This window comes from Vibrio sp. B1-2 (assembly GCF_963888445.1).
Lineage (GTDB): Bacteria > Pseudomonadota > Gammaproteobacteria > Enterobacterales > Vibrionaceae > Vibrio > Vibrio anguillarum.
This window is the reverse complement of the sequence record NZ_CAWPJH010000008.1, coordinates 77,600-96,238: the sequence shown is the minus strand read 5'-3', so window position 1 is coordinate 96,238 and position 18,639 is coordinate 77,600. Positions and strand designations below refer to the sequence as shown.

Annotated in this window: 21 protein-coding genes; 12 read left to right on the top strand and 9 right to left on the bottom strand. The window is 47.1% G+C overall.

Features of this window, described 5'->3' with window-relative positions; genetic code table 11:
* Nucleotides 1–437: 437 nt before the first annotated feature.
* On the top strand, nt 438–986 hold the full coding sequence (locus tag AACQ75_RS04365; protein ID WP_013855523.1) for a gamma carbonic anhydrase family protein: 549 nt from the start codon (nt 438–440) through the stop codon (nt 984–986).
* Here the strand turns inward: AACQ75_RS04365 and AACQ75_RS04360 are convergent, their stop codons facing one another.
* The 4 genes from AACQ75_RS04360 to AACQ75_RS04345 all read right to left on the bottom strand — a co-directional run bounded on the left by AACQ75_RS04360 (nt 987) and on the right by AACQ75_RS04345 (nt 3,643).
* Nucleotides 987–1,253, bottom strand: coding sequence for a DUF1488 family protein (locus tag AACQ75_RS04360; RefSeq protein ID WP_010319906.1), 267 nt, complete (start codon nt 1,251–1,253; stop codon nt 987–989).
* Between the two features lie 2 nt (nt 1,254–1,255).
* On the bottom strand, nt 1,256–2,086 hold the full coding sequence (gene aroE, locus AACQ75_RS04355) for a shikimate dehydrogenase (protein ID WP_017049609.1): 831 nt from the start codon (nt 2,084–2,086) through the stop codon (nt 1,256–1,258).
* Between the two features lie 64 nt (nt 2,087–2,150).
* A complete protein-coding gene (gene hemF, locus AACQ75_RS04350; RefSeq protein WP_170889581.1) occupies nt 2,151–3,065 on the bottom strand; it encodes an oxygen-dependent coproporphyrinogen oxidase in 915 nt (304 codons plus the stop codon).
* A gap of 20 nt (nt 3,066–3,085) precedes the next feature.
* Nucleotides 3,086–3,643, bottom strand: a complete 558-nt coding sequence (locus tag AACQ75_RS04345) for an L-threonylcarbamoyladenylate synthase (RefSeq protein WP_017043689.1) — start codon at nt 3,641–3,643, stop codon at nt 3,086–3,088.
* A 200-nt stretch (nt 3,644–3,843) separates the two neighbouring features.
* Between AACQ75_RS04345 and purE the strand changes: the two genes are divergently transcribed.
* A complete protein-coding gene (gene purE / locus AACQ75_RS04340; RefSeq protein WP_010319910.1) occupies nt 3,844–4,329 on the top strand; it encodes a 5-(carboxyamino)imidazole ribonucleotide mutase in 486 nt (161 codons plus the stop codon).
* Between the two features lie 4 nt (nt 4,330–4,333).
* Nucleotides 4,334–5,473 carry a 5-(carboxyamino)imidazole ribonucleotide synthase gene (locus AACQ75_RS04335; protein WP_094146993.1) on the top strand — a complete coding sequence of 380 codons (1,140 nt, stop codon included), beginning with the start codon at nt 4,334–4,336 and terminating at the stop codon, nt 5,471–5,473.
* A gap of 72 nt (nt 5,474–5,545) precedes the next feature.
* On the opposite strand, the gene AACQ75_RS04330 is transcribed toward AACQ75_RS04335, so the two are convergent.
* The 4 genes from AACQ75_RS04330 to AACQ75_RS04315 are packed head-to-tail and all read right to left on the bottom strand — an operon-like array spanning nt 5,546 to nt 8,864.
* Nucleotides 5,546–6,118 (bottom strand): DNA topoisomerase family protein, encoded by a 573-nt coding sequence (locus AACQ75_RS04330; protein ID WP_170889579.1) that lies wholly within the window; start codon nt 6,116–6,118, stop codon nt 5,546–5,548.
* 27 nt (nt 6,119–6,145) lie between these two features.
* Nucleotides 6,146–6,622, bottom strand: a complete 477-nt coding sequence (locus AACQ75_RS04325; RefSeq protein WP_212755076.1) for a DUF494 family protein — start codon at nt 6,620–6,622, stop codon at nt 6,146–6,148.
* A 2-nt stretch (nt 6,623–6,624) separates the two neighbouring features.
* Nucleotides 6,625–7,734, bottom strand: coding sequence for a DNA-processing protein DprA (gene dprA / locus AACQ75_RS04320; RefSeq protein ID WP_170889577.1), 1,110 nt, complete (start codon nt 7,732–7,734; stop codon nt 6,625–6,627).
* Nucleotides 7,734–8,864 (bottom strand): LysM peptidoglycan-binding domain-containing protein, encoded by a 1,131-nt coding sequence (locus tag AACQ75_RS04315; protein WP_170889575.1) that lies wholly within the window; start codon nt 8,862–8,864, stop codon nt 7,734–7,736. Before AACQ75_RS04315 ends, dprA begins: the two co-directional genes overlap by 1 nt.
* A 140-nt stretch (nt 8,865–9,004) precedes the next feature.
* On the opposite strand from AACQ75_RS04315, the gene def reads away from it, so the two are divergent.
* The 6 genes from def to AACQ75_RS04285 all read left to right on the top strand — a co-directional run bounded on the left by def (nt 9,005) and on the right by AACQ75_RS04285 (nt 15,274).
* Nucleotides 9,005–9,514 (top strand): peptide deformylase, encoded by a 510-nt coding sequence (gene def / locus AACQ75_RS04310; protein WP_212755075.1) that lies wholly within the window; start codon nt 9,005–9,007, stop codon nt 9,512–9,514.
* Nucleotides 9,515–9,530: 16 nt separating this feature from the next.
* Nucleotides 9,531–10,478 (top strand): methionyl-tRNA formyltransferase, encoded by a 948-nt coding sequence (fmt, locus tag AACQ75_RS04305; RefSeq protein ID WP_094125642.1) that lies wholly within the window; start codon nt 9,531–9,533, stop codon nt 10,476–10,478.
* 59 nt (nt 10,479–10,537) lie between these two features.
* A complete protein-coding gene (gene rsmB / locus AACQ75_RS04300; RefSeq protein ID WP_170889571.1) occupies nt 10,538–11,818 on the top strand; it encodes a 16S rRNA (cytosine(967)-C(5))-methyltransferase RsmB in 1,281 nt (426 codons plus the stop codon).
* A 74-nt stretch (nt 11,819–11,892) separates the two neighbouring features.
* The gene (trkA, locus tag AACQ75_RS04295) at nt 11,893–13,269 is read left to right on the top strand and encodes a Trk system potassium transporter TrkA (protein WP_170889569.1); all 1,377 of its coding nucleotides are present in this window, start codon (nt 11,893–11,895) and stop codon (nt 13,267–13,269) included.
* A gap of 12 nt (nt 13,270–13,281) precedes the next feature.
* A complete protein-coding gene (locus AACQ75_RS04290; RefSeq protein WP_017043680.1) occupies nt 13,282–14,727 on the top strand; it encodes a TrkH family potassium uptake protein in 1,446 nt (481 codons plus the stop codon).
* Nucleotide 14,728: 1 nt separating this feature from the next.
* Nucleotides 14,729–15,274 carry a DUF3157 family protein gene (locus AACQ75_RS04285; RefSeq protein WP_170889568.1) on the top strand — a complete coding sequence of 182 codons (546 nt, stop codon included), beginning with the start codon at nt 14,729–14,731 and terminating at the stop codon, nt 15,272–15,274.
* On the opposite strand, the gene trhA is transcribed toward AACQ75_RS04285, so the two are convergent.
* Complete coding sequence (trhA, locus tag AACQ75_RS04280) at nt 15,271–15,930, bottom strand: PAQR family membrane homeostasis protein TrhA (RefSeq protein ID WP_088731344.1); 660 nt, start codon at nt 15,928–15,930, stop codon at nt 15,271–15,273. The two genes, AACQ75_RS04285 and trhA, sit on opposite strands and share 4 nt — an antisense overlap.
* Nucleotides 15,931–16,364: 434 nt before the next feature.
* Between trhA and AACQ75_RS04275 the strand changes: the two genes are divergently transcribed.
* The 3 genes from AACQ75_RS04275 (at nt 16,365) to ccoG (ending at nt 18,594) form a co-directional block, all read left to right on the top strand.
* On the top strand, nt 16,365–16,532 hold the full coding sequence (locus tag AACQ75_RS04275) for a hypothetical protein (RefSeq protein ID WP_010319922.1): 168 nt from the start codon (nt 16,365–16,367) through the stop codon (nt 16,530–16,532).
* A gap of 107 nt (nt 16,533–16,639) precedes the next feature.
* Nucleotides 16,640–16,906, top strand: coding sequence for a YihD family protein (locus AACQ75_RS04270; RefSeq protein ID WP_026028318.1), 267 nt, complete (start codon nt 16,640–16,642; stop codon nt 16,904–16,906).
* A 269-nt stretch (nt 16,907–17,175) separates the two neighbouring features.
* Nucleotides 17,176–18,594: a cytochrome c oxidase accessory protein CcoG gene (gene ccoG, locus AACQ75_RS04265; protein ID WP_094131695.1), complete on the top strand. Its 1,419-nt coding sequence runs from the start codon at nt 17,176–17,178 to the stop codon at nt 18,592–18,594.
* Nucleotides 18,595–18,639 lie beyond the last annotated feature (45 nt).

The following is an 18,639-nucleotide window of genomic DNA, read 5'->3' as shown; positions in this document are numbered from 1 at the left end:
TGACTGTGCCAAAATCAAGTAAACTTGATTCTGATTGGTCACTCAGTTCATTGATAAATCTTTTTTGATTATCATCAACGAGTGCCCACACAGATTGATAGGTTTATATTGTTAAAGAGCGTTCTTCGCTGGGTTGCCGAGGCTTCCTTTGAAGAGGCGGCCATTCTAGCGAGATAATGAAAAGTGTCAAACACTTTTTTACATTATTTCGTCTTACCGATTTGACCTACTGATTGGCTGCTGGTTGGGCTTGAACCCTTACTGGCTGTGCCGTGTCAGTGAGGCGGCATTATAGAGATCGCCGTCACGTTGGCAACCCCTTTTTGCTGTTTTTTTTGATTTTCTGTTCGTTGGGATGATTTTTATTCAAAAAGAGTTGTTTTGACGCTATTTCGGTTTAATTTATCTTATGGCGTCAGTTATTAAAGGAGACGAGCATGTCATCAATTCGTAGTTATAAAGGAATATCCCCACAAATCGGACAGCGCGTCTATATAGATAGTAGCTCAGTGTTAGTTGGCGATATTGTTTTAGGCGATGATTCCAGCATATGGCCATTGGTTGCAGCCAGAGGCGATGTAAACCATATTCACATTGGCCAACGTAGCAACATTCAAGATGGCAGCGTACTGCACGTGACTCATAAAAACACCGAAAACCCGGATGGTTTTCCACTTATTATTGGCGATGACGTCACAATTGGCCATAAAGTGATGCTGCATGGTTGCGTAATCCATGATCGAGTCTTAATTGGCATGGGAGCAATTGTGCTCGATGGCGTAGTCGTTGAATCGGAGGTGATGGTTGGAGCTGGCAGTTTAGTGCCACCAAACAAGGTATTGGTTAGCGGCTATCTTTATGTAGGATCCCCAGTGAAACAGATCCGCCCCCTAACAGATAAAGAGCGAGCTTTTTTGCTTAAATCTTCCGACAACTATGTGCAGAACAAAAATGACTATCTTACGAGTGTCAAAGAAAGCCATTAACTAAGCTTTAATCTCTATTTGTCCATCTAAATTGAACGCTTCATCTTCAATCAAGCTTTCAGCAAGCTCTTCAAGGTCAAATCGCCATTGTTCAAAAACTTGAATAGCTTGCTCACCGTTAGTAATCATTTCACCAGACAGATGGCTCAGTACTGACTTGTGTACCGTACACTCGAGCAAAGCTCCCGCGTGTTGAGCAGGAAAAAGTACGCTTTGGCTTGCCGAGTGCCACGTTTGTCGGTCAGGAAATAAAATCGCTTGATTCATGATTAGCCTTCTAGATTTTTTCTCAGTTCTCTCAATATTTGTCGAGAACCCGGCCTGAGTCCGCGCCATAGCATAAAGCTCTCCGCAGCTTGCCCAACCAACATCCCCAAACCATCATAAGCATGAGCGCAATGATGACTTAATGCCCACTGATTGAATGTTGTTAATCCTTTGCCATACATCATGTCATAGGCCACACTGCTCTTACTGAAGATCGTCGGAGCGATATTTGGCAATTCACCATCCAAGCTGGCCGAGGTCGAGTTAATGATGAGGTCAAAATGCTGATTAATCTCTTCCAACGCGATTGCTTTTACCGCGCCAAAGGGACTAAAAAGCGTGGCGAGCTGCTCGGCTTTTGCAAAGGTGCGGTTGGTAATCACGATACTTGTAGGGTGCTGATCGAGTAAGGGCTTAATCACGCCGCGCGCCGCGCCGCCAGCACCAATCACTAAAATAGAAGCGCCTCGTAGTGGCACTTGGTATTGAAGCAAATCTTGAACCAGACCTTCTCCATCGGTGTTATCACCGATAATTTCGCCATCATCTAATTTTTTCAGTGTATTGACCGCGCCTGCAAGTTGAGCTCGCTCGGTTAATCGATCCGCAAACTGATACGCTTCTTCTTTAAAAGGCACGGTAATGTTGCACCCTCGGCCACCGGAGGCAAAAAAGGTTTCAGCCGCTTGTTTAAAGCCATCTAGAGCCGCGAGTTGAGCGGTATAGTGCATTTCCTGACTGGTTTGCCGTGCAAAAAGTGTGTGGATCATCGGCGATTTACTGTGTCCGATTGGATTACCAAATACTGCATATTGATCAATGTGCTGAGCCATATCCTTGCCTCTCGATAATTAACAGGGCCACCTCGGCGCCCCTATCATTGAAAATGTACCGCGGTCACCACTCCCTCGGCAGCAAGAAGGTGTTTAATTTCGCTTCTGCGCTGCCCTCTTCCGCTTGATAACGATATTGCCAACGAGCTAATGGCGGCATCGACATTAAAATCGATTCCGTTCGACCGCCACTTTGCAAACCAAACAATGTGCCGCGATCATACACTAAGTTGAACTCTACATAGCGACCACGGCGATAAAGTTGAAACTGGCGCTCTCTGTCACCGTAATCCATCGCTTGACGACGTTCAACAATCGGCAAATACGCAGCGGTGTATCCTTTACCGACAGCTTGCATATAAGCAAAACAGCGCTCAAATCCCCAAGCATTTAAATCATCGAAAAATAGGCCACCAATACCGCGCGTTTCATTGCGATGAGGGAGGAAGAAATACTCATCGCACCACGATTTATGTTCGGCATACACTTTTTCACCAAAAGGAACACACAGTGCTTTCGCCGTGGCATGCCATGATTGAGCATCTTCTTCAAACGGATAGAAAGGCGTTAAGTCAAATCCTCCGCCAAACCACCAGATAGGATCTTCGCCTTCTTTTTCAGCGATGAAGAAACGAACATTGGCATGAGAAGTCGGAACATAGGGATTGTTTGGATGCATCACCAAAGAAACCCCCATCGCCTCAAAATGACGCCCAGCTAATTCAGGGCGATGCGCGGTCGCTGAAGCGGGCATTTGCTGCCCTTGCACATGTGAGAAATTCACGCCGCCTTGTTCAAAAACACGGCCTTCTTTCATCACTCGAGTGCGCCCACCGCCTCCCAAACGCTCACTCGGTTCGCGATGCCATGCATCTTCTTCAAACAGTGCTTGGCCATCCGCTTGTTCAAGTTGCTGGCAAATGGAGTCTTGCAGCTCAAGCAAAAATTGTTTGACGGCTTGCTTATCAATGGTTGGCATCGCTTACTTCCTTAGCAGGATTAACCCTGTCTTAATACTTGTGAGGTTTTCGCGTCACGAATTTCACTGGGCTTATTTCGACCACCGGTTTGACCATCTAAAATCGCAACCAGTTGCTCACCCAGTTGCGATTCAACTTCTTCCGTTGTCAGGCAAGGTGCAAGACCACTTAAATTCGCACTGGTCGAGGTTAATGGTTTTCCAAACGCATTGCATAGCTTTTGCACTAAAGGATGATCTGTCACACGTACGGCTATCGAATCAAATTGCCCACTCACCCAAGTAGAGACTTTATCACTGGTCGGCATTATCCATGTCACAGGGCCAGGCCAGGTGGCATGTACTCGTGCAAGCTGCTCTGATGTCAACTGGCTCTCATCAATATAAGGAAGCAATTGTTCGTAAGAGGCCGCAATTAAAATCAACCCCTTTTCCACAGGACGCTGCTTGAGCGCTAAGAGCTTCTGAATGGCTTGCGGGTTATCTGGGTCACACCCAACCCCAAACACGCCTTCCGTTGGGTAGGCAATTACTTCACCGTCACGTAGAGCCTGCAAAGTGTGTTCAAAGTTATTCACAAAAACTGTCCATCGGTTTCTTTAATACAGTGCGGCTAAGTGTACAAACTTCGTTGAAAACTGGCTAAAGCTATTTGTTTATAAAATGTATCAATTGCACAATTAAGCTGACGCAAACGTTTTCCTAAGGAAAAAATACTCGTATAATGCGCGCAAATTATCCCGCTCACCCCATTTTTAGAAGTATTAAGGAGTTTGAGATGAAAGTCGGAATTATCATGGGTTCAAAATCCGATTGGCCCACAATGAAGCTAGCTGCTGACATGTTGGATCAATTTGGTGTGGCATACGAAACCAAAGTTGTCTCTGCTCACCGCACACCTCAACTTCTTGCCGATTACGCCACCAGCGCAAGAGAACGCGGCCTTAAAGTCATCATAGCTGGCGCAGGCGGAGCCGCACACCTGCCGGGCATGACGGCAGCGTTTACTAGCTTACCGGTACTTGGCGTTCCCGTTCAGTCAAAGGCACTCAAAGGGATGGACTCTTTACTCTCGATTGTGCAAATGCCAAAAGGGATTGCGGTGGGCACCTTAGCTATTGGAGAAGCAGGCGCGGCCAATGCTGGGTTGCTTGCCGCGCAAATCATCGGCACCAGTGATGAGGCCGTCATGGCAAAAGTGGAAGCATTTCGTTTAGCACAAACTGAAGCGGTGTTGAGCCACCCTAACCCTGCAGAGGATTGATACTATGCACGTTTTAGTCTTGGGCGCTGGGCAACTGGCACGCATGATGGCGCTGGCTGGCGCTCCTCTGAACATTCAAATCTCCGCTTTTGATGTGGGCAGCGGTAACATCGTCCATCCTTTGACATTACACATCACTGGTCATGGTTTAGACAATGCGATCAAACAAGCGGATGTCATTACCGCTGAATTTGAGCATATTCCCCATGAAATCCTCACTGTTTGTGAGCAAAGTGGTAAGTTTCTTCCTAGCGTCGAAGCCATTAAAGCCGGAGGCGATCGCCGTCTTGAAAAAGCGCTACTCGATGAAGCCAACGCAAAAAATGCCCAATACTTTGTGATTAATACTCGTGAAGATTTAGATGCCGCGATAACCAACATCGGCCTGCCCATGGTTCTAAAAAGTGCACTGGGTGGCTATGACGGAAAGGGTCAATGGCGTTTAAAAGAAGCTTCACAAGCAGAGCTCATTTGGCCAGAAATGGAAGCCTGTATCCAAGCTACTCCGACTCAAGCGATAGTGGCAGAGCAGTTTGTTCCCTTTGATCGTGAAGTCTCGTTAGTCGGCGCGCGTGCCAAAGATGGCAGCATCGCGGTTTACCCGCTGGCAGAAAATGTGCACATTAACGGTGTACTGAGTTTATCAACGGCGATAGATGACCCTGCCTTGCAAGAGCAAGCACTGTCGATGTTTACCTCGGTTGCCGCTCGTCTCAATTATGTCGGTGTGCTAGCGCTCGAGTTTTTTGATGTGCAGGGAACATTGTTGGTGAATGAAATTGCACCACGAGTCCATAACTCTGGTCACTGGACACAGCAAGGCGCAGAAACCTGTCAATTTGAGAATCACCTTCGCGCAGTATGTGGCTTACCTTTAGGCAGCACGAAGTTACTTCGCCCAACCGCGATGATTAATATTTTGGGTGAGGACAATTTACCAGAAGCCGTGATGGCGATTGAAGGCTGCCACATTCATTGGTATGGCAAAGAGAAACGTGCTGGGCGCAAAATGGGCCATATTAATGTCAGTGCAGATTACAACGCGCAGTTGCAACGAACGCTCTGTCGCTTGGCTGAAGTACTTGATGCGACAACGTATCCAGCCTTGCACCATTTTGTTCAAGCGCTCAAGCCGACGCTCTAAAACAAACCTAATTGACGATAAATACGGATAAAAAATGGCACGTTCAATGTGCCATTTTCATATGCCGTCACTTTACTCTATGGCGGATTGAATATGACCACATTTTCGATCAGCACATTGCAGCTTGATACCACTGGCGAGTTTTTTCTCTATCAATAATCCAAACCCACATTTTTCGCATTTACCGGCAACAGGTTGCTGATTAACGGCAAACTTGCATTTAGGGTAATTATCGCAAGCATGAAAAGTTTTACCATGGCGCGTTTTTCGCTCCACTAAATGGCCTTTCAAACATTCAGGACAAAGCTGTTTTGACTGAGGAACATTGTCTGCAGGGGAATCTGTATCTTGGATATGGTGGCAATGCGGATAATGACTACACCCGATAAACATGCCATAACGACCTTGGCGTAACACTAATTCATGGCCACACTCTGGGCATGGCACACCCAACTCCTTAACGATATGACCATCATTTTGCTGCAGCGGCTTAATATAGTCACAATTGGGATAATGGTTACAGCCTAAAAACAGCCCATGCTTACCCCGACGAAGCTGTAATTGGCCACCACATTGCGGACAAGGCTCATGCTGCAGCGCTTGCCCATGCGCAGAAAAAAGGGGGGACTCGGTTTTACGACTCATAATGCTCAACTAAACGAACGGCTGCAATCAATGCAAAATACCTTGATCTTTGGTGTATAGCAGCTCTTCCATAAGCGTGTAAGCATTTTCATTTCCCGGTACATTAAATAGCACCATCAAAATGATCCACTTTAAGTCATCCAATTCAAATTCATTGATTTCTAAACCCATCACTCGATCAATCACCATTTCACGAATTTCAGGAGTTAATACTTTCACTTGTTCAAGGAACAATAAAAAACCTCGGCTTTCAAGATCCAGCCTGTCCATCTCTTGTGCTGTGTACATCCGCATCGAAGTCGCAGCACTGGTTGCCATCGCTGAATGAGCATCGGTTTGTTGCAATGCCGCAAGCTCTTCTAACCAATTCAGGGCCTTATAGATATCTTTCTGGTGAAAACCGGCTCGAAGCAATTCATCTTCAAGCTCATCTTGATCGACTTGCAAATCTACATCGCTATGGACGTAGGTTTCAAATAGATACATCAATATATCCATCATCATAGCTAACCCTTCCCCTTACGAATATAGCCGCCAGAAACGGCAACAACATGACCTGAAAGCTCAAGTTCTAAAAGCTGCATCATGACTTCATGGACAGGTATATGGGTCCTGCTCGCAAGAATATCAACAGGCGTAGCCTCTACTCCTACGTTAGCTAACAGTTCAGCAAATGGCAATTGCTGATCGCTCTGTGCAGAAAATAAATCAGGTTGAGGCTGCTTTTGGCGCAATGACCAGTCTACTAAGGTGCCGATTTCAGATAATACTTGTTCACTGTTTTGCACCAAGCACGCCCCACAACGAATAAGTTGATTACTACCGTGGCAATTTGGGTTAGCAATGGAGCCCGGAATAACAAACACATCTCGCCCTTGCTCAGCCGCATAGCGCGCCGTGATCAACGAGCCACTTTTCTCCGCCGCTTCCACCACTAAAACACCAACCGCTAACCCGCTGATAATGCGATTTCGCCGCGGAAAGTTATCTGGCCTTGGTTTGGCTTTGGGACGAAATTCCGAGACTAATGCTCCGCTTTCCATCACCCGTTGCGCTAATTTTTTATGTCGCGCTGGGTAAATAGATTCAAGGCCCGAACCGAGCACGGCTATCGTCTCACCACCCGCTTGCAACGCACCGTCATGAGCATGTCCATCAATACCTAATGCCAAACCACTGGTGACAAGTAAGCCCTGTTGCACAAATTCTCGCGCAAACTGATGAGCAACTCGTTGGCCATCAGGGCTCGCATTACGACTGCCGACGATCGCCATTTGCGGATCAGAGAGTGCTGTTATTCGTCCTTTGACAAATAAAACCGGAGGTGCGGTAGCAATTTCTTTTAGTAACGAAGGGTAACCATCGCAAAATGGAGTAAGGATGTGATGAGACTCATTAGCTTGCTGCCAACTTAGACATTCTTCAACTTCTTGAGGGGCCGTCTCGCGCAGATAACGGATTTGCTCTTGAACTAGACCCAACACGGCTAACTCCCGCTCGGAATAGTCAATTAAATGAGCAAGAGAAGCGACGCTAGCAAGACGAGAAAGTTTCTTGCCACCCAATTTTGGCACAAAGCTGAATGCTAGCCACGCCGCTAATTCGTTCTGCTCCATCAGCTTGCGGTATCATCCTTAACCACCGAGTCCGTATCGGCTTGTTCATTTGGCTCGATTGTTAGCTCTGGTTTGAGCGGCGAAACCGCGATGACACTTTTACCAATCGGCACGAGGCTATCGGTAATCAAAGCCAAACTAAAATGTTCATAAGGTCGAATGACCATCAAACTGCCCACCAAGCTGCTTGGTAATTGCAGGGTTTCATCAAGGTTCTGTTGGTGCTGTCCTTTCTTTCCAGACACTTTAGAACCGGCTTGAATCAAATCAAACATCGTCCCTTGACGCAGTTGATCTGCAAGGCCTTTATCGATCACAACTACCTGATTCTGCGCCGAATACTCACTACCCTCCAACGATCCGAGGATATGCGTTTCAGCTTGTAGTCGCGATGGCGATGGGAAAAAAGTGGTTGAAAGCGTTAAGGTTTCGACGCCCACTTCAGGCAGGGCAATATCATTGACTCTTATCTCTTGTTGCTGTGCGGTGATGGTTAGCCCGCTAAAAGCCTCATCGGCGGAGACTAATTCACCAGAAGCAATCAAACGCAAAGCAACCATAGTTTTATTTTTCGCGGCAGCATCATGACGAGAAAACTCAGCGATTTCACGATAAATACCCCATTTGGGGTGAGTCTGTTGCCCGCTTATGTAGAGCGTATCTTGCGCCGTCAGATATTGTTTACCGTCGCTGGCACCGAGCACACGCTGGCTTTCTTGTAATGTTTGCTTATCCAGTAAGCGATCCGTATGCAGATACGGCAACACCAATCCCTCTTGCACCATCGGAACCGCTTTTTTCTCAAGCACACGCACTTTCGGACTCAACTTGACCATAGGTTTTAAACTCAACACCGGCTGTCCGTTACGCCAGACTAAGGTCAGCTTATCGCCGGGATAAATCAAATGCGGGTTATCGATCTCTGGGTTAATTTGCCATAAACGTGGCCATAACCATGGGTTATCAAGATAGAGCGCAGAAATATCCCACAAGGTATCTCCTTTGACGACCGTGTATGTCTGCGGGGCATTTGCTTTGACGGTAAGCGCCATATCTTCCGCCGCCAACGCATTAACGACCAGTGACAACGGTAAAAACACACACACTAAATAACGAATAAATCGTGACATGACCTCTGTTCCTTGGCCGAAATAAGTAAGGATGAATCAGATTATTAACATTTGGATGCTGTCATTTGGGTCATAAAATGTCTAGAATTGAGCCAACAAGCTTTAAGCTGTTTCGGCACAGTTCAATATTTCGAGTGTATATGTCTGTATTACAAGTATTAACATTCCCAGATGATCGTCTTCGTACCGTGGCAAAACCGGTAGAGAAAGTGACACCTGAGATCCAAAAAATCGTCGATAACATGATTGAGACTATGTACGACGAGGACGGTATCGGCCTTGCCGCAACGCAAGTCGATATTCACCAACGCATCGTTGTGATCGATATTTCAGAGAGTCGCGACCAGCCAATGGTTCTGATTAACCCTGAAATCTTAGAGAAACGCGGTGAAGATGGCATTGAAGAAGGCTGTCTGTCGGTCCCGGGCTCACGCGCCCTTGTTCCTCGCGCAGCAGAAGTCACAGTCAAAGCGTTAGATCGTGATGGCAACGAATTCTCATTTGAAGCGGATGACCTTTTAGCCATTTGTGTTCAACACGAGCTTGATCACTTACAAGGCAAATTGTTTGTGGATTACCTTTCGCCATTAAAGCGTAAGCGTATTAGAGATAAGCTAGAGAAAATCAAACGCTATAACGAAAAAAACTAACTTAAGTGAGGTTACCTTGAGCCAATCATTACGCATTGTGTTTGCAGGTACTCCGGATTTCGCCGCCCGTCATTTGGCGGCGTTGTTGTCTTCGGAGCATGAGGTTATCGCGGTGTACACTAAACCAGATAGCCCGGCAGGACGCGGTAAAAAACTGACCGCCAGTCCAGTGAAACAGATGGCCGTTGAGCACGATATTGCTGTGTATCAACCAGAGAACTTTAAGAGCGACGAAGCCAAGCAAGCGCTCGCCGATCTCAACGCAGATTTAATGGTAGTGGTCGCCTACGGATTACTGCTACCGAAGGCCGTACTTGATATGCCAAGGCTTGGCTGTATTAACGTACACGGTTCCATTCTGCCACGGTGGCGTGGTGCCGCTCCGATCCAACGCTCGATCTGGGCGGGAGACAGTGAAACGGGTGTAACCATCATGCAAATGGATGTCGGCCTAGATACGGGCGATATGCTCAAAATTGCTAAGCTGCCGATTGAGGCAACAGACACCAGCGCTTCTATGTATGACAAACTGGCCGAGTTAGGCCCACAAGCGTTGGTAGAATGCATCGCCGATATCGCCAGTGGCAAAGCGATTGCCACTCAACAAGATGATACATTGGCCAACTACGCACAAAAACTTAGCAAAGAAGAAGCCAAAATCGATTGGTCAGCGGATGCTGCTTTTATTGAACGCTGCGTGCGCGCTTTCAATCCATGGCCAATGAGCCATTTTGATGTGGCTGAGAACAGCATTAAAGTATGGCAAAGTCGCGTTGAAGCACAAACCAGCGACCACCCTGCAGGCACGATTGTTCAAGCCGATAAATCGGGTATTTATGTGGCAACCGGCAACGGCTTACTGGTGCTTGAGCAGTTGCAGGTGCCGGGCAAAAAAGCGATGTCAGTGCAAGACATTCTCAATTCGCGCGCAAGCTGGTTTGAAGTCGGCACACAACTTAGCTAAACCTTAACGAGGGCAGAGATGCCCTCATTGATTTTCATTTATTTAAAGTCGGTACTTCTATGAATGTTCGCGCAGCTGCGGCTAACGTGTTGTTTCAAGTGGTTGATAAAGGCCACTCACTTTCTCACGCACTTCCTGCGGCGCAAAAAACCATCCGCCCAAGAGACTATGCTCTGTTGCAAGAGATCTGCTACGGGGCTTTGCGTTATTTGCCTCGTTTGGAATCAATTGCCAATGAGCTAATGGACAACCCACTGAAAGGGAAAAAGCGGGTTTTTCACCATCTTATTTTAGTTGGTATCTACCAATTGAGCTTTATGCGCATTCCCGCTCACGCCGCAGTAGCCGAGACGGTTGAAGGCACCAAAACATTGCGCGGTGAAAATTTAGGTGGACTAATCAACGCCGTATTGCGCAGCTACTTGCGCGATCAAGAAGCACTGGACGCTATCGCCGTTAGCCACAACGCAGGCAAATATGGCCACCCAAGTTGGCTACTTAAACTGTTACAACAAGCGTACCCAGAACAGTGGGAAACGGTTGTGCAAGCGAACAATCAAAAAGCGCCAATGTGGTTGCGCGTCAACCGTCAGCACCACACTCGAGATGAATATCTTGCACTACTAGCTAGCGAAAATATCGAGTGCAGCGTGCACTCTCACGCCGCCGACGCAATAAAACTCGCTGCACCTTGCGATGTAACGCTTTTACCCGGTTTTGATCGTGGTTGGGTATCGGTGCAAGATGCCGCTGCGCAGTTAGCGATTGACTACCTTCAACCTAAAGCAGGCGAGCTGATTTTAGATTGCTGCGCCGCCCCAGGGGGTAAAACCGCGCACATCCTGGAGCACACACACGATACTGAAGTGGTTGCGATTGACAGCGATGCAACCCGCCTTGAGCGCGTCTATGACAACTTAGAACGCCTGCAACTTCGCGCTGATGTGATCTGCGGTGATGCTCGTTACCCTGAAGAGTGGTGGCATGGCGAACAGTTTGACCGAATTTTATTAGATGCACCTTGCTCTGCCACTGGGGTTATTCGCCGTCATCCAGACATCAAATGGCTACGTCGTGGTAGCGATATTGAGGCATTGGCTCAATTACAAAGCGAAATACTGGACGCAATGTGGAAGCAATTAAAAGTCGGTGGCACTATGGTTTACGCAACCTGCTCGATCACTCCACAAGAAAACAGCTTGCAGGTCAAAGCCTTCTTAGAACGAACTCATAACGCTCAATTAGTGGGTTCCGATCGTGAGCAGCCGGGGCGTCAGATACTCCCCGGAGAAGAAGATATGGACGGTTTTTACTACGCAGTATTAACCAAACAAGCGTAAATTCGACGCACATTGGCAGCATTATTGCTGCCTTTTCAGTGGCCGATATTCGGCAGGTAGAAAGAGAACAGAGTATGAAAATCATTATTCTTGGTGCTGGTCAGGTCGGTGGCACACTGGCCGAAAACTTGGTCGGCGAGAACAATGACATCACCATTGTCGACAAAAATAGTGACCGCTTACGCGAGCTGCAAGATAAGTACGATTTGCGGGTGATTCATGGCCACGCCAGCCACCCTGATGTACTGCGTGAAGCGGGCGCACAGGACGCGGACATGCTGGTTGCGGTCACCAATACCGACGAAACCAACATGGCGGCATGCCAGGTGGCGTTCTCTTTGTTTAATACGCCCAACCGAATTGCGCGTATTCGTTCTCCTGAATATCTGCTTGAAAAAGAGACTTTGTTTCAGTCAGGCGCGATCCCGGTGGATCACCTCATCGCCCCTGAAGAGCTAGTGACGAGCTATATTGAACGGTTGATCCAATATCCCGGCGCACTGCAAGTAGTGAGTTTTGCCGAAGAGAAAGTGAGCCTAGTGGCTGTGAAAGCTTACTACGGCGGGCCATTGGTGGGTAATGCTCTTTCAGCGCTACGTGAACACATGCCGCACATTGATACCCGCGTCGCGGCCATTTTCCGCCAAGGTCGGCCGATTCGCCCGCAAGGCACTACCATTATTGAAGCTGACGATGAAGTGTTCTTCGTGGCAGCCAGTAATCATATTCGCTCGGTCATGAGTGAGCTACAGCGGCTGGAAAAAACCTATCGTCGTATCATGATTGTTGGCGGGGGTAACATTGGGGCAAGCTTAGCTAAACGTTTAGAGCACAGCTACAGCGTTAAACTGATTGAGCGTAATTACCCACGTGCAGAGCAGTTATCGGAAGAGTTAGAAAACACCATAGTATTTTGTGGTGATGCGGCGGACCAAGAGCTGCTAGCCGAAGAGAACATCGACCAAGTCGATGTATTTATTGCGCTCACCAACGAAGATGAAACCAACATCATGTCCGCCATGCTCGCCAAGCGTATGGGCGCGAAAAAAGTGATGGTGCTTATCCAGCGTGGCGCGTATGTCGACCTCGTACAAGGCGGCGTGATTGATGTCGCGATTTCACCCCAACAAGCCACCATTTCCGCACTGCTGACTCACGTACGTCGTGCCGATATCGTTAACGTCTCTTCGCTACGCCGTGGCGCGGCAGAGGCGATTGAGGCAATTGCACATGGCGACAAAAACACCTCTAAAGTGGTGGGACGCGCAGTGGGTGATATTAAACTGCCACCGGGCACAACCATTGGCGCGATTGTGCGTGGTGAAGAAGTGTTAATCGCCCATGACCGCACTATTATCGAGCAAGATGATCACGTGGTGATGTTCTTAGTGGATAAAAAGTACGTGCCCGATGTGGAAGCCTTGTTCCAACCTAGCCCATTTTTCCTATAGGTCATTGGCGTCATGCTGAATTTACGCCCCATTTCATTCGTTATAGGACTCGTGCTGTCTAAGCTCGCCCTATTTATGTATGTGCCGACACTGGTCGCTTTTTTTACCGGTACGGGTGGCTTCCTTGATTTTGCTCAAGCGGTCATCATCACTCATATTGTCGCCTTTATCTGCTTAAGCTTGGGGCGTACCGCACACTTTAAGCTCAGCGTGCGCGATATGTTTCTCATCACCAGCTTAGTGTGGACGGTTGCCAGCGCTTTCGCGGCGCTCCCTTTCGTCTTTATCAACCACATCAGCTTTACCGACGCCTACTTTGAAACCATGTCAGGGCTAACCACTACAGGTTCAACCGTGCTCAGTGGCCTTGATAATATGCCGCCCAGCATCTTGTTGTGGCGTTCTATTCTGCAATGGCTTGGTGGGGTTGGGTTTATCGTAATGGCGGTAGCGGTATTACCAATGCTCAATGTGGGTGGGATGAAATTGTTCCAAACCGAATCGTCTGATTGGTCCGATAAAAGTAGCCCACGCGCCAAAACTGTCGCGAAAAATATTGTGCTGGTCTATTTGGTACTGACCTTACTGTGCTTGATTGGCTACATCCTCACTGGCATGACGCTTTTTGAAGCGATCAACCACTCATTCACCACCTTGTCGACTGGTGGATATTCCACCTCCGACGGTTCGATGAACCACTTCTCAAACGGTGCACATTGGGTAGCAACGCTGTTTATGTTTTTGGGGGGCTTGCCCTTTCTACTGTTTGTCGCTGCGGCCCGAAAACAAAATATCAAAGTGATCATAAAAGACGCACAAGTTCGCGGATTTGCTTATCTTTTCCTAATTGCCAGTCTCATCATTGCGTTGTGGCTGAATCTCAAACTAGGCTACTACTGGTTGGACGCTCTGCGAGTGGCGATGTTTAATATCGTTTCAGTGGTCACGACTACTGGTTTTGGTTTGGAAGATTTCACCGCCTGGGGCGCACTGCCAAGCACGCTGTTCATCTTCTTAATGGCAGCAGGAGCTTGTTCCGGCTCAACCTCTGGTGGGATTAAAGTGTTCCGCTTCCAAATTGCGATGACGCTGCTCAATAAACAAATTATGAAGCTGGTCCATCCATCAGGCATCTTCGTACAGCGCTATAATCATCGTCCGGTTAATGATGATATTGTCCGCTCAGTCGTTGCTTTTGGTTTGACCTTTTTTATCACTGTCATTGCTATCGCAGGCGCGCTCAGTGCAATGGGGCTTGATCCTGTCACCAGCATTTCAGGTTCCATCACCGCAGTGGCCAACGTTGGTCCCGGAATGGGCTCGGTGATTGGTCCAACGGGCAACTTCGCACCACTGCCTGACGCAGCAAAGTGGGTTCTGAGCTTAGGGATGTTGATGGGCCGTTTAGAAATTTTGACGATTATCGTTCTGTTTTTCCCTGCATTTTGGCGACGTTAAGATGAAAACAATACCTGTGATAATGATGCTGTTAAGCATGACAGCAAGCGCCGTATCTTGCGCGCAAGTTCTGACCTTAGAAGATGGCCGCCAAGTGAAACTCAATGATGATTTCACATGGCAATATGTTGAACCGCAATCAATATCGCCGGAAACCGTCATTCACGGGGCCCCTATTGCTCAAAAAGCCCGAGCAACCACCTTTGAGATGGGGAGTGAAAAACCGATTTTACAACTGTCAGATTCTGGAGTGGAAGTGGTACTCGGCGCGGCTTACTACCAAGGAGATACACTCGTTATCCCAACAGCCATCACCAATCAAAGCTCGCAATCTGTCATTGCGGTAGTGCTCAGCATCACTCTTTATGACGAGCAAGGTCAACCACTGCTCACTCAGCAGTTACCCATTTGGCAATCCATTAAACGGATGGCTGATAGCTATTTACGCCCACAAACTCAAGCGCAAGGAAAGCCGATTACCCTTCAGGTTGATCGCCAGCAAGGCTATCAAATTTCGGCCAACATTGAGCGGGTCGAAATGCGTTAAGCACTTACTGGGTGAACAAAAAGGTAAACCGCAAAAAAGTGACAAGCACTGCCACCTAGCACGAATAAATGCCAAATCGCATGGTTATAGGGAATGCGTTTCGCTACATAAAAAATTACCCCGAGCGAATAGACCAAACCACCAGCAGCAAGTAGCACCAAACCACCGACCTCAATATTGAGGGCCAGTTGGTAGATCACAACCAAGGATAACCACCCCATCGCCAAATAAGTCACTAGTGAGAACTTTTTAAAACGGTAGACAAAGGCAATTTTCATGATGATGCCGAGCAGCGCCAGCAGCCAGATCACCACCATAAGCCCTATAGCCAAAGGAGTGCGAAGGCTAACCAACAAAAAGGGTGTGTAACTTCCGGCAATCAGTAGATAAATGGCACAGTGGTCGAACGTTTTTAGCCAGCGTTTGGCTTTCGGTGTCGCAACGGAGTGATACAGCGTTGAAGCAAGGAATAACGCTATCATGCTGCCACCATAGAGACTCATGCTGATATAAGTCAATGCATCGGCCTGTGCACTTGTTGCCTTGATCAGCAGCAATACTAAACCGACAAAACTAAGCAATAGCCCCAAACCATGACTCAGCGCATTCGCCCGTTCTTCACCAGCACCATAGCCGTCATTGTCAACAGCAGACATAAACACCATACCAAAAGCAACAAAATGTGGGCTTAGTATTGCACACCTCAGCTTACAGTTGTAAGCCTAAATGCGAATTTCGTAACGAAACGGGTATCAAGGAGAGCGATAAATCGCGAGTTTTTTGTAAACGACATAAGTACCTCCTATTTAACAAAACGCGATGTAATGCCGATCAGATAACAAACTCAACCAAGCATCTCACACAATTTTAAGCTTTATTTGCAAGAATATTCATCTCAACAATCGTTCAACTATCGATCAATTCAAAACTTGGTGCTAATCTAACTACGATATGAAAGCATATCGTTATTCCTGAATCATTATTTGGATTGGCGAGAGCCAGAAGAGCCACCCTTCAATTATGAAGCTCAACTCATGGTGATTCAGGCCATTAGATTGGCAATGGATGTGCCTGACCGTTAGGTTAATGAATGCGCCCAACAGCTGTCAGGTTTTCGCACACAAACCGTAGTGCAATGCGTCGTCGTAGTGGTTTTGCTGCTGCTCCGACTGCAAAAAAAGTCGCTCCAGCAATGACTTTAGTTGAAAAAAATGCCCTTACTGCATCGAGCACAACTAATGTTGTTCAGGCAGCATAATTAAAAAGCGCAGCTAAACCCTGCGCTTTTTCTTTGCGCTCAATTGGACTTCAATCCGCAATTTGATACCTTTACTCAAAATACTTATAAAAATTGGGGAAAAGGGAATGCAATGTCATCGAATTGAAGAGCTAATTGAACTACTTGCGCCTGAATGGCAAAAAGATCAGCAGCTCAACTTAGTGCAATTCATCACCAAACTGGCTCAAGAAGCGGGTTATAAAGGACCATTAGAAGCGCTTACAGATGATGTATTGATCTACCATCTAAAAATGCGCAACAGCGCCAAAGACGAAATGATTCCTGGCCTGAAGAAAGATCAGGAAGATGATTTTAAAACAGCCATTTTACGCGCGCGTGGCATTATAAAATGATGTTGCCCCTGTGATAGTGATCAAGATAGCGGCCTTATTAGGTCGCTTTTTTATTATTAGCGATAAGCCTCACGAGTTGAGGCTTTATTGTTAAAGGTTGATAGTGTTAAAGAAATAAAATTGTTATTGGCGTTATACTTGCCGCTTAATAAATAAAGATTGAACAATGATAATTTCTCATCTTGGTATTGTACCCAAAGAGAAAACAGCAATGTCGCAGAGTGTGAACTAAAAGAAATCACACCTTACAGCCCAACAAGGATCATTTCATGAGTCAGGACAAAATCGATATAAAGGATGTGACTCCTAAAATATTCAACCCCAAAACTCACAAAGGCAACGGTGACCGTTTTAACCCTAGCAACCGTATTTATGTGCGCGAAAGTAAAGGTACTTATCAACAACTCCGCCGCTATGGTGGCTGGTTTTTACTGCTGCTTTTTACTTTGGTACCGTGGATCTCTTATGGTGATCGTCAAGCGATTTTGCTCGACATCGGCCACCAGCAATTTAACTTTTTCGGCACCACACTTTACCCACAAGACCTAACTCTACTGGCCCTGTTGTTTATGATTGCGGCATTCGGCCTGTTTTTTATTACCACTTTTCTTGGCCGTGTCTGGTGTGGCTATCTGTGCCCGCAAACTGTGTGGACATTTATCTACATTTGGTTTGAAGAAAAACTCGAAGGCGCCGCCAATAAACGCCGCAAGCAGGACTCAGGAAAACTCACAGCTAATCTTGCTATAAGAAAAGCCATCAAACACATTGCTTGGCTGGCGATTGCACTCGGTACTGGTTTTACTTTTGTCGGCTATTTCGTCCCGGTACGCGAACTCGTGGTGAACTTTTTCACACTCGATGAAAGTTTCTGGCCCGTCTTCTGGGTACTCTTTTTCACCCTTTGTACTTACGGAAATGCAGGCTGGATGCGTTCGATCGTCTGCATCCATATGTGTCCTTATGCTCGCTTTCAGTCTGCGATGTTTGACAAAGATACCTTTATTGTTGGCTATGACAGCAAACGCGGTGAAACTCGTGGGCCACGCGCTCGTAAAGCCGATCACAAAGCACTCGGTTTAGGTGACTGCATTGATTGTGATTTGTGCGTACAAGTGTGTCCGACTGGCATCGATATTCGTGATGGCTTGCAGTACGAATGCATTAACTGCGGCGCTTGTATTGATGCGTGCGATACCACGATGGAACGTATGGGCTATGAAAAAGGGCTCATTAGCTATACCACAGAACATCGCCTCTCCGGCCACCACACCAAAATACTCAGGCCTAAATTGCTCGGTTATGGCACGGTACTGCTGGTGATGTTTGGCTTATTCATCGCTCAAGTAGCCAGTGTTGATCCGGCCGGCTTAAGTGTATTACGTGATAGAAACCAGCTATTTAAAACCAACAGCAATGGTGAGATTGAGAACACTTACACCTTAAAAGTCATCAACAAAACTCAGCAAACGCAAGAGTATAAGCTTGACGTGAAAGGGCTATCGGACGTCTCTTGGTATGGTAAACAAACTATCCAAGTCAAACCAGGAGAGGTATTGAACCTACCAACCAGCCTTGGCGTCGCTCCTGACAAACTCAGCTCTCCTATAGCGACGATTCAGTTTATACTCACGGACAGTAACCAATTCACGATAGAAGTTGAGAGCCGGTTTATTAATAAACTCTAACTTCGTAACGAATGGAAAAGGGCTCAGTAATGGGCCCTTTTTAAT